Source organism: Azospirillum sp. (assembly GCF_035628975.1).
Lineage (GTDB): Bacteria > Pseudomonadota > Alphaproteobacteria > Azospirillales > Azospirillaceae > Azospirillum.
The window spans coordinates 1-10,937 of sequence record NZ_DASPIS010000051.1; the positions used below are offsets into that span (position 1 = coordinate 1).

A 10,937-nucleotide genomic window follows, 5' to 3' on the forward strand; every position below is an offset into this window, starting at 1 on the left:
GGTCGAAGCCGGAAGATTAAACAGCTAAGCTGCTGTTCTTGCTTCCGTTTCTCCTCCGGCGCCGCGCTGTCGTTCAGCGCCCCGCCGTCGGTGGACCGGGTTATAGGCGCCCTCCCCCAAAACTGGCAAGCGGTTTTTTCGCCGCCTCGGCATTTTTTCGGCCGCGTCGTTTTTTTAGGCGCGGCCGGTGGCGCGATCCGTAGAGTGGCGCATCGTTTCGTTGCGAGCGCAGGACCATGCGGAGCTTCCGTCTTCTCCACACCGCCGACTGGCACCTCGGCCAGACTCTGCACGGCATTCCCCGCGATGCCGAGCATGCCTGCTTCCTCGACTGGCTGATCGACCGGATCGGCGAGCATGATGTGGATGCGCTCGTCATCGCCGGCGATGTGTTCGACGGGCAGAACCCGCCGATCCCCGCGCTTGCCCTCTTCTATCGGTTCGTCGCGCGGGCTAAGGCTCTGCACCCTCGGCTGGATATCGTGGTGGTCGCCGGAAACCACGACAGTGCCAGTCGGCTGGAGGCCCCGTCGCCGCTGATGACCGAGATGGGCGTGCGGGTGATCGGTACCCTGCCCTCCTCCGCCGACGGGATGTTCGACCCGTCGCCGCTGATCGTGCCGCTCCGTGATGCCGATGGCGCGGTGGCAGCCCGTTGCGTCTCCATGCCCTATCTGCGGCCATCCGATCTGCCACCTATCGAGGAGGCGGAAGACGTCGACCCGCTGATCGAAGGCGTGCGCCGGCTCTATACGCAGGCCTGGACCGGCGGCCGCGACCGTTGCCGCCCCGGTGAAGCGCTGATCCTGACCGGACACTGCTATATGCGAGGCGGCGCCCTGTCCGAGCTGAGCGAGCGCAAGATCCTGGGCGGCAACCTGCACGCCTTGCCGGTCGACATTTTCCCGGAAGACGCGGCTTATGTCGCGCTGGGCCACCTGCATCGGGCGCAGGCGGTCGGCGGGCGCGAGGCCGTGCGTTACAGCGGTTCGCCGATCCCGCTGGCGCTGGACGAACAACCCTATCCCCATCAGGTGGTTCTGACCGAGTTCGCAGGCGGCCGGCTGGTCGGGCATGAGGCGTTGCGGGTGCCGCGGCATGTGACGATCCACCGGGTCAGCGAAGCCAGTCCGGAGGCGGCACTCGACAGGCTGAAGCGGCTGGAGCTGGACAGCGGCCTGCCGCGCGACGCCTGGCCATTCCTGGAGGTGACGGTCACCCTGCCGGAACCCCGCCCCGCCCTGCGCGACGAGGTCGAGGCGGTGCTGGCCGGACGGCCGGTGCGGCTGCTGAAGCTGGGGGTGCGGCTGACCGGCAGCGGGCAGACGCTGGCGGACAGCGCGCCGCCGGTCGATCTGGCTTCGCTGGAGCCTGAAGAGGTATTCCGGCGGCTCTACCGCCGCAGCCATGACGGCGACCCCGACCCGGACCTGATGACGGCCTTCCATGAGTTGCTGACCGGCGTTCAGGAGACGATGTGATGCGGATTCTCGCGGTGCGCGGCGCCAACCTGACCAGCCTGGACGGCCCATTCGCCATCGATTTCGACCGGGAGCCGTTGCGGCGGGCCGGCCTTTTCGCCATCACCGGGCCGACCGGCGCCGGCAAGAGCACGATCCTGGATGCCTTGTGCCTTGCCCTGTTCGACAGCATGCCGCGGCTGCCGGAGGGGCGCGGCGAGATGCTGGGCCCCGAGGGCGATCCCAACAGCATCCGCACCACCGACGTGCGCACGGTGCTACGGCGGGGCGCAGGGTTCGGCTGGGCGGAGGTGGATTTCGTCGGGATCGACGGCGACGCCTATCGCGCGCGCTGGGAGGTGCGAAGGGCGCGGCAGAAGGCGCAGGGTGCCTTGCAGCAACAGAGCATGTCGCTGAGCAGCCTCGACGGCGAGCGGCGCTTCGGCGACGGCAAGAAGAGCGTATTGGAGGAGATCGAACGGCGGCTCGGCCTGACGTTCGAGCAGTTCCGTCGGGCGGTCCTGCTGGCCCAGGGCGATTTCGCCACCTTCCTGAAGGCGCCGCCGCGCGAGCGGTCTGCCTTGCTGGAACTGCTGACGGGGACGGAAATCTACTCCCGGCTGTCCGTCGCGGCGCATGAGCGGGGGAATGCGGAGAAGCAAACGCTCGACAGGTTGGTGGCGCAAGGCGGCGGCATCGGGGTGCTGAACGACGATGACCGCGCCGCCTTGCAGACTGAGGCCGGCGAAGCGGCGGATGCGGTGCGTGGCGGTGAGCAGGCGCTGGCCCATGCCCAGGCGGCGCTGGCTTGGCATGAGCGCGACGGGCAACTCGCGGCGGCCGAGGGCAAAGCGGTCGAGGCAGCCGAAGCGGCGGAGCGGGAATGGGTCGAGGCGGAGGGACGGCGTGAGGCGGCTGCCCGGCTGCGCGGGCTTCAACCGCTGCGCCCGCTGCTGGCCGATGCCGACAGGGCGAGCGGCGAAGCTGCCGAAGCAACAGCGGCCGTGGAGCGCGCAACGGAAGCCCGGGAAGCGGCGCGGCTGGCGGTGGAGCAAGCCGCCGCCCGTCATGGCGAATCCCGGCGGCGCTTCGAAGCCGCTTGCGCGGAGCAAGCCAAGGCAGAACCGGATCTTGAACGAGCGGCCGACCTGGACGGGCGGATCACGGCGCTGACGAGCGAGCAAGAAACTGCCCAGGCGACTGCAAAGGCGGCGGCGCAGCGGAGCGGCACGGCGCGGAAAGCGGTGCAGGACATCGACTCCACCCTGTCGGCGGTACGCAACGATGCCGCGCGGCTGGAGGTCTGGCTGCGGGATCAGGCGATCTTCGCCGTGGTGGCTAACCAGTGGGAGCGCTGGGATCGGCTGTTGGGACGCGCCATCGCCGATGGACGGGCAAGGGAGGCTGCCGCCCGGGAGCGTCTACGACTGGAGCAGGAGCTTGCCTCGACGGAAGCCGCTGCCGAAGGCGTGGGAATCCGGCTCGCCGAGGCGAGGGAGCGCTGCCGCACGGCAGAGCGGACGTTGGACAGTTTGCGGAGCGAGGCGGCGCCGTCGCTCGACGAGGCACGGCAGGCACGGGGCGAGGCCGGCCGCCGCCGGGACGGGCTGCTGGCGCTGCTCGCCACCGGCGACGCACGCCAGCGGCTTAGCACGGAGCGTGAAACGGCCGAGAGGGAGCGGCTGCAACGGCTGGGCGAGGCGGAGCGTGACGGAACGGCGGCGCGGCAGCTTGCCGACAGCCGGGCCGGGCAATGCGCGGCGGTCGAGGAAGCGGAAGGGACCCTGCAACGGCTGCTGCTGGCCCAGCGCGAGGATGTGGAAAGCCTGCGCGGGAGGCTGGTGGAGGGGGAAGCCTGCCCGGTCTGCGGATCGGCGGACCATCCCTGGGCAGGCGCCGGCGTAACTCCGCTCGGCCGGGTGACGCAGGATCAGGAGCGGCACCTTGCCGGGTTGCGCGAGACCCTGGCCGCGACGGTCGCCCGCCACGCGGCACTGGAGGCGGCCGAACGGGCGGCGCGCAAGGAGGCCGACGGATTGGCGGCACGGCTGGCGGCTCTCGCACGGGAGGCCGAAGGGCTTGAGGTCCGTTGGGCCGAGCAGGCGGCGGTGGCTGGCTGGGAGGTTGTCGGCTGGGAGGTTGAGGGCGGAACGCTCGGCGACATCCGTCAGACGGTCGAAACGGTGGACCGGCAGCTTGCGGCCATTGCGTCCGACGAGGAACAGGCACTTGATCATCGCCGGCGGCTGGATGCGGCGCAGCAGGAGCATCGGCGGCTGGAGACCGCGGCGGCCGGGCTGGCAACGGAATGCGAAGCGACCCGGCAGCGGCTGGCGGACGGACGGCAGGCCTTGGCGCTCGCGGTGGCCGCACTCGAGCGGACCGAGGCCGACCGGCAATCCGCTCTGGCGGAGTTGGCCGAAGGGTTGGCCGGAGATGCCGAGTGGCGGTCTCGGCTGGAGCGGGGGCCGGAGGACTATCGGACCGGGTTGGCGGCACGGGTGGCCGAATATCGGAAAAAGACCGATGCGCTGGCCCGTGCCACCCGCGAGGTCGAGCGGGCCAGCGGCGAGCGGGCGGTGCAGACCGCCGAGATGGACGCCGCACTGCGGGCGGAGGAGGAGGCCCGCGGGCGGGCCGGCGATCTGGCCGCGCGGCTGGCGGAAGCGCGGACGGCGCGCGGTGCCCTGCTGGGCGGGCGGGCGGTGGCCTTGGTGCGCAAGCTGCTGGCCGGCGAGCGGCACGAGGCCGAAGCACTGGTGGAGAAGGCCACCTTTGCGCGGCAGGATGCCATCGCCCGGCTGTCGGCGGCGGAGCAGGAACGGGAAACCCGCGGCGAGGCCGCCCGGCTGTGCGCCGACAAGGCCAGGGTTGCCGGGGAGCGGCTGGAACGGGCGGTGGCCGAACGGGGGGTCGGGCTGGAGGAGGTCCGTCGGCTGCTGGCGGCCGCAGAAAGCGAACTGGAGGCGGAAGAACTGGCGCTGGCGGTGCTGGAGCGGGCGCGTGGCGACGCGGCGCTCGTGGTTGCCGAACGACGCCGGCAGCGCACCGACCATCATGCGCCGGGCTATCATGCGGCGGGCCATCATTCGGCCGGCCGCCCGGCGCTGAGTGTCGACGAAGCCGCCGCGGCGGCGGAGAGCATCCGCGCGGTGCTGGAACGGGACCGCGACCGGCTGGGCTCGGCGCGCGGGCGGTTGGAGGCCGATGACGCCAACCGGCAACGGCTGGCCGGGTTGAGGACGGCGATCGAGGCGCAGCAGGCGCTCTGCGTACTGTGGGGCAAGATGGCGCAGTTGATCGGTTCGGCGAACGGGCAGAAGATGCGCAACTTCGCCCAGAGCCTGAGCCTGGACCTGCTGCTGACCCACGCCAACCGGCATCTGGAGGATCTTGCCCGCCGCTATCGGCTGGAACGGGTGGCGGGGGCCGATCTGGAAATCCAGGTGGTCGACCGCGAGATGGGCGACGAACGGCGCGGGGTGCACAGCCTGTCGGGCGGCGAGCTGTTCCTGGTGTCGCTTGCCCTGGCACTCGGACTGTCGGCGATGGCCGCGGGGACCTCCGGCGGGATCGGCACGCTGTTCATCGACGAGGGATTTGGCACGCTCGACCCCGACAGCCTGGATGTGGCGCTGTCCTGTCTGGAAGCGCTGCAGGCCGGCGGGCGTCAGGTGGGGGTGATCAGCCACGTTCCGGCGATGGTCGAGCGCATCGGCACGCAGATCCGCGTGATGCCGCTGGGCGGCGGGCGCAGCCGGGTGACGGTGCAGTCGGTGGCGGGGACGGCGCTGGGGGTGGCGATGGAGGAGGTGGAGGGGGTTTGAGGGGAGTGGTTGCGGAGGGTGCCCCCTCCCTAGCCCTCCCCCGCTAACGCGGGAGAGGGGACTGCCGCCGCTTCACGTTTCAGTACACGCCGCCAAAAATCCTACCCCCTCTCCCGCGAAGCGGGGGAGGGATGGGGAGGGGGCAACCGCCTCCTGAACTCCCCTCAGCGCCCCCGCTTCGCCAGGAACGCCAGCCGTTCCAGCGTGTGCACGTCCTGCTCGTTCTTCAGCAGCGCGCCGCACAGCGGCGGGATCAGCGTGCGGGCATCCTTGGCGCGCAGGGTCTCGGGATCCACGTCCTCCACCATCAGCAGCTTGATCCAGTCCAGCAGTTCCGACGTCGAGGGCTTCTTCTTCAGGCCTGGAACCTCGCGCAGGTCGTAGAACAGGTTCAGCGCCTCGCGCAGCAGCGCGGCTTTCAGGCCGGGGTAATGGACATCGACGATGCGCTCCATCGTCTCGCGGTCGGGGAAGCGGATGTAGTGGAAGAAGCAGCGGCGCAGGAAGGCGTCCGGCAGCTCCTTCTCGTTGTTGGAGGTGATGATGACGATGGGGCGCTTGGCCGCCGTGATCGTCTGGCGGGTTTCGTAGACGTGGAACTCCATGCGGTCGAGTTCCAGCAGCAGGTCGTTGGGGAACTCGATGTCGGCCTTGTCGATCTCGTCGATCAGCAGGACGGGGGCCTCCGGCGCCTCGAAGGCTTCCCACAGCTTGCCGCGGACGATGTAGTTGGCGATGTCGTGGACCTTCGCCTCGCCCAACTGGCTGTCGCGCAGGCGGCTGACCGCATCGTATTCATAAAGTCCCTGCTGCGCCTTGGTGGTGGACTTCACATGCCAGGACAGCAGCGGCTTGTTCAGCGCGCGGGCGATTTCCACCGCCAGCACGGTCTTGCCGGTGCCGGGTTCCCCCTTCACCAGAAGCGGCCGTTCCAGCGTGATCGCGGCGTTGACCGCCACCATCAGGTCGTCGGTGGCGACATAGCGGTCGGTGCCGGTGAAGCGCATGGGCCTGCTCCCTCAAACGACGATGTTCAGTCCACGATAAACAGGGTGGCGCCGATTTCGGTCGAGGACCGATGCGGGTGGTCGCCGAAATCCGACACCTGATAGCTCATGCCCGCGGTCAGGACGAAGCGGCGGCCATCCTTCAACTCGGTGATCAGTTCACCGCTGACCACGAACAGAACATGGCCGCGGTCGCACCAATGGTCGGCCAGATAGCCCGGCGTGTATTCGACCATCCGCACCCGCAGTTCCCCGGCGCGGAACGTGCGCCACAGCGCCTTGCCGGATTCGCCCGGATGTTCAGTGACCGGGACAGCGGCCCAGTCGGTCACGGTGAAGGGAAGAGTCGGGAGTTCCATCGCCGGACCTCGACAAAAACGGCATGAACGGAAAAACGGCCCCCGGAGCAGTCCGGGGGCCGGGTTCCATCAGGATCAGGAGGCCTTCTTGGCCGCGATGGCCTTTTCGATGGCCTCGACCGCCGCCGGGGCCAGCGAGGCGTCGGGGCCGCCGGCCTGGGCCATGTCCGGCCGGCCGCCGCCACCCTTGCCGCCCAGCGCCTCGGCGCCGACGCGGACCAGATCGACGGCGCTCAAGGTGCCGGTCAGATCGTCGGTCACGCCGATGACGATGGACGCCTTGCCCTCGTTGGACGCGATCAGAACCACGACGCCGGAGCCGACCTGCTTCTTCAGTTCGTCGGCCATCGGCTTCAGGTCCTTGGCCGGCAGGCCTTCGACAACGCGGGCGGCGAACCTGATGCCCGCGATGTCCTTGGCCTCGTTGCCGCCCTCGGCCTTGGCGCCGCCACTCATGGCGACCTGCCGGCGCAATTCCGCCAGTTCGCGCTCCATCTTGCGGCGCTCTTCCACCAGCGCAGCGACGCGGGTCGGAACCTCGTCGGGCTTCACCTTCAGGACGCCCGCCGCCTCGGTCAGCAGATGGTCGCGCTCGGACAGCCACGCCTTGGCGCCGGTGCCGGTCAGCGCCTCGATGCGGCGGACGCCGGCGGCGACGGCACCCTCGGAGACAATCTTGAAGACACCGATGTCGCCGGTGCGGCGGACATGGGTGCCGCCGCACAGTTCGATGGAATAGTCGCGGTCGAGTTCGCCATGCGGACCGCCCATGGAGACCACGCGGACCTCGTCGCCGTACTTCTCGCCGAACAGGGCCATGGCGCCCTGGGCACGGGCCTCGTCCGGGGACATCAGGCGGGTGATGACCTCGCTGTTGCCCAGCACGCGGCGGTTCACCTCATCCTCGACGGCGGCGATGTCGGCGGCGGACAGGCCGGTCGGCTGGCTGATGTCGAAGCGCAGACGCTCCGGCGCAACCAGCGAGCCCTTCTGGGTGACATGGTCGCCCAGCCGGTGGCGCAGCGCCTCGTGCAGCAGGTGGGTGGCCGAGTGGTTGGCGCGGATGGCGGCGCGGCGCTCGCTGTCGACGCGCAGTTCGACAACATCGCCGACCTTGAGGGTGCCCTTGGTGACGGTGCCGACATGGGCCCACACCGCACCCAGCTTCTTCAGCGTGTCGGAGACCGCGACCTCGGCCCCGCCGGCGGAGAAGATCACGCCGGCGTCGCCGACCTGACCGCCCGATTCGCCGTAGAAGGGCGTCTGGTTGACGACGACCATCACCTGATCGCCGATGTCGGCGGCCTCGACCCGGGCATCGCCCTTGACGATGGCGGTCACCTTGCCCTCGGCGACTTCGGTGTCGTAGCCAAAGAACTCGGTGGCGCCCAGTTCGTCCTTGATCTCGTACCACAGCTTCTCGGTGCCGACCTCGCCCGACCCGGCCCAGGATTCGCGGGCCTTGCGGCGCTGCTCGTCCATGGCGGCCTTGAAGCCTGCCTCGTCGACGCCGCGGCCCTGGCCGCGCAGAACGTCCTGCGTCAGGTCGAGCGGGAAGCCGTAGGTGTCGTACAGCTTGAAGGCGACGTCGCCGGCCAGCGGCTGGCCTTCGCCGAGATGACCGACCTCGTCCTCCAGCAGGCGCAGGCCGCGTTCCAGCGTCTGCTTGAAGCGGGTTTCCTCCAGCTTCAGCGTCTCGACGATCAGGGCACGTGCGCGGTTCAGCTCCGGATAGGCGTCGCCCATCTGCTGGATCAGCGCCGGGACCAGGCGGTGCATCAGCGGCTCTCGCGCGCCGATCATGTGGGCGTGACGCATGGCGCGGCGCATGATGCGGCGCAGCACATAGCCGCGGCCTTCGTTCGACGGCAGCACGCCGTCGGCGATCAGGAAGGAGGTGGAGCGCAGATGGTCGGCGATGACGCGGTGCGACACGGCATGCGGGCCGTCCGGAGCCGTCTTGGTCGCTTCGGCCGACGCCACGATCAGCGCCCGCATCAGGTCGATGTCGTAATTGTCGTGCTTGCCCTGCAGGACGGCGGCCAGACGCTCCAGCCCCATGCCGGTGTCGATCGACGGCTTGGGCAGCGGCACCAGATTGTCGGGACCCAGCTGTTCATACTGCATGAACACGAGGTTCCAGATCTCGATGAAGCGGTCGCCATCCTGGTCCGGGCTGCCCGGCGGGCCGCCGGCGATGGACGGGCCGTGGTCGAAGAAGATCTCGGAGCAGGGGCCGCAGGGGCCGGTGTCGCCCATGCGCCAGAAGTTATCCTTCTCGCCCAGGCGGACGACACGGTCCGGGGAAACGCCGACCTTCTTGGTCCAAATGTCAAACGCCTGATCATCATCTGTATAAATGGAGACCCAAATGCGGTCCGTGGGCAGGCCAAGCCACTCGGGCGAGGTGATAAACTCCCAGGCATATGCCAGAGCGTCATCCTTGAAGTAGTCGCCAAAGCTGAAGTTGCCCATCATCTCGAACATGGTATGATGCCGGGCGGTAAAACCGACCTCATCCAGGTCGTTATGCTTGCCGCCGGCCCGGGTGCACTTCTGGACCGTAACGGCCCGGTTGTACTCCCGCTTCTCCAGGCCCAGGAAGGTGTCTTTGAACTGGTTCATGCCCGCGTTGGTGAAGAGCAGCGTGGGGTCGCCGTGGGGCACCAACGAGGAACTGGGCACATAGGTGTGCCCCTTGGACTTGAAGAACTCGATGAAGGCGGTCCGGATTTCGTTGCCGGACATGTACTTGGGCATGGTTCTTTCCTCCTTCGCAAAAATGCAAAAGGCCCTCGCCACTGACGCCTGCTAACAGGCGCCAGGGGCGAGGGCCAAACTCTCGCGGTACCACCCTGATTTGTCGCTCATGCCAGTGATATCGGCTTGGTGGCCGTCCCTGTTTTGCTGGCGAACAGTCTCACTGCGGTGCTGCGCATATCTCGCAGCGTCCTCGGAGATTGTTCCCCATCGGAGGGCCCCTCGGGGGTGGCTCCGGTTCCCTCTCGGCCAGGCGCCCTTTCAGCCGGTGGGGCGCCCTCTCTGCGGCGAGGTGCGGGGACCGTACTTCCCGTCATTGGGTTCGATTACCCAGTACTATACAAGCCTGCATGCCTCGTGTCAAGTTACCGTCTGAACGCCTGCCGCTTCTTTGCCGTCCTATGGTCAGCCCTGCGCATGAAGGAGGAGATTGCAGTTGCTCGACTACAACCAGCTGGCCGCTGAATACGCCCGTCACCGCCGCGTTCATCCGCTCGTCTTCCGCCGCCTGCTCGAGGCCGGCGGCACCCGCATCCTTGAAGTCGGCTGCGGCACGGGCAACTATATCACTTCAATTGCGTGCGCCACGGGCTCCGCCTGCTTCGGCATCGACCCATCCGAGGAAATGCTGCACCGGGCCGCCGAGAAGGGCGCCCCCGTGACGCTTCAGGTGGGGCGGGCCGAGTCCCTCCCCTTCCCCGACGCCAGTTTTGACCTGCTCTTCTCGGTCGATGTGATTCACCACGTACAGGACCGGCCCCTGCATATGCGGGAAGCGTTCCGGGCGCTTAAGGCCGGGGGCCGCCTGGCGACGGTCACTGACTCGGAATGGGTGATTCGCCATCGGATTCCCCTGACCGCCTACTGGCCCGAGACCGAAGAGATCGAGCTTCGCCGTTACCCGGCCATGGCAGACCTGGCCCGGTTCATGACCGAGGCCGGCTTTGCACAGGCGCAGGAGGAATTGGTCGAGTTCCCGTGGGAATTAACAGATACCGGCCCGTACCGGGAGAAGGCCTTCTCCAGTCTCCACCTGATCGGCGAAGCTGCCTTCCGCCGGGGCCTGGAGCGGCTGGAGGCCGATTTGGCCCGGGGGCCCGTACGCTGCGTTTCGTACTATAGCTTGCTGTGGGGGATCAAACCGTGAGCGACCGCACCCGGATTCTTGAGGCCCTGGTGGCCGCCCTCGAACCCATGCCGAACGTACTCGCCTTCTGGGAAGCCGGTTCCCGCGCCACCGGCCGCTATGACCACTACTCCGACATGGATCTGCAGTGCATCGTCGCAGATGGCACCGTAGAGGCGACCCGCCTCGCTGTGGAGTCGGCGCTGGAGTCGCTCGGTCCGCTGGACCGTCGCTGGGAGGTGCCGCAGCCCACCTGGCATGGCCACTGGCAGGCCTTCTATCATCTGGCGGGCACCGATCCCCTGCTTCTGATCGACTGCGCGATCATGGAGCGCAAGGCCCCCAACCGCTTCCTGGAGCCGGAGCAGCACGGCACGCCCACCGTCCTCTTCGACCGG

General features: G+C 68.5%; 7 protein-coding genes. 4 read left to right on the forward strand and 3 right to left on the reverse strand.

Features of this window, described 5'->3' with window-relative positions:
- The first annotated feature begins 236 nt into the window (after positions 1-236).
- Positions 237-1,481, forward strand: coding sequence for an exonuclease SbcCD subunit D C-terminal domain-containing protein (locus VD964_RS11660; protein ID WP_324868738.1), 1,245 nt, complete (start codon positions 237-239; stop codon positions 1,479-1,481).
- Positions 1,481-5,287 (forward strand): AAA family ATPase, encoded by a 3,807-nt coding sequence (locus VD964_RS11665; RefSeq protein ID WP_324868740.1) that lies wholly within the window; start codon positions 1,481-1,483, stop codon positions 5,285-5,287. The genes VD964_RS11660 and VD964_RS11665 overlap by 1 nt, the downstream gene beginning before the upstream one ends.
- A gap of 164 nt (positions 5,288-5,451) precedes the next feature.
- Here the strand turns inward: VD964_RS11665 and VD964_RS11670 are convergent, their stop codons facing one another.
- From VD964_RS11670 to alaS, 3 genes are all read right to left on the reverse strand, one after another.
- Positions 5,452-6,294, reverse strand: coding sequence for a MoxR family ATPase (locus VD964_RS11670; RefSeq protein WP_324868742.1), 843 nt, complete (start codon positions 6,292-6,294; stop codon positions 5,452-5,454).
- Between the two features lie 26 nt (positions 6,295-6,320).
- Positions 6,321-6,653, reverse strand: coding sequence for a DHCW motif cupin fold protein (locus tag VD964_RS11675; RefSeq protein ID WP_324868744.1), 333 nt, complete (start codon positions 6,651-6,653; stop codon positions 6,321-6,323).
- Between the two features lie 75 nt (positions 6,654-6,728).
- Entirely contained in the window at positions 6,729-9,413 is a 2,685-nt protein-coding gene (gene alaS / locus VD964_RS11680; RefSeq protein WP_324868746.1) for an alanine--tRNA ligase, read from the reverse strand.
- A gap of 436 nt (positions 9,414-9,849) precedes the next feature.
- Here alaS and VD964_RS11685 point away from each other — a divergent pair, with 436 nt between their 5' ends.
- On the forward strand, positions 9,850-10,560 hold the full coding sequence (locus tag VD964_RS11685; protein WP_324868748.1) for a class I SAM-dependent methyltransferase: 711 nt from the start codon (positions 9,850-9,852) through the stop codon (positions 10,558-10,560).
- Between the two features lie 29 nt (positions 10,561-10,589).
- The coding region (locus VD964_RS11690) for a hypothetical protein (RefSeq protein WP_324868750.1) at positions 10,590-10,937 on the forward strand (348 nt) is incomplete at its 3' end.

What these genes read in the sequence shown, in the direction of transcription:
- VD964_RS11660 (WP_324868738.1), top strand. Translation starts at nt 237, where the DNA reads ATGCGGAGCTTCCGTCTTCTCCACACCGCCGACTGGCACCTCGGCCAG.
- VD964_RS11665 (WP_324868740.1), top strand. Translation starts at nt 1,481, where the DNA reads ATGCGGATTCTCGCGGTGCGCGGCGCCAACCTGACCAGCCTGGACGGC.
- VD964_RS11670 (WP_324868742.1), bottom strand. Translation starts at nt 6,294, where the DNA reads ATGCGCTTCACCGGCACCGACCGCTATGTCGCCACCGACGACCTGATG.
- VD964_RS11675 (WP_324868744.1), bottom strand. Translation starts at nt 6,653, where the DNA reads ATGGAACTCCCGACTCTTCCCTTCACCGTGACCGACTGGGCCGCTGTC.
- alaS (WP_324868746.1), bottom strand. Translation starts at nt 9,413, where the DNA reads ATGCCCAAGTACATGTCCGGCAACGAAATCCGGACCGCCTTCATCGAG.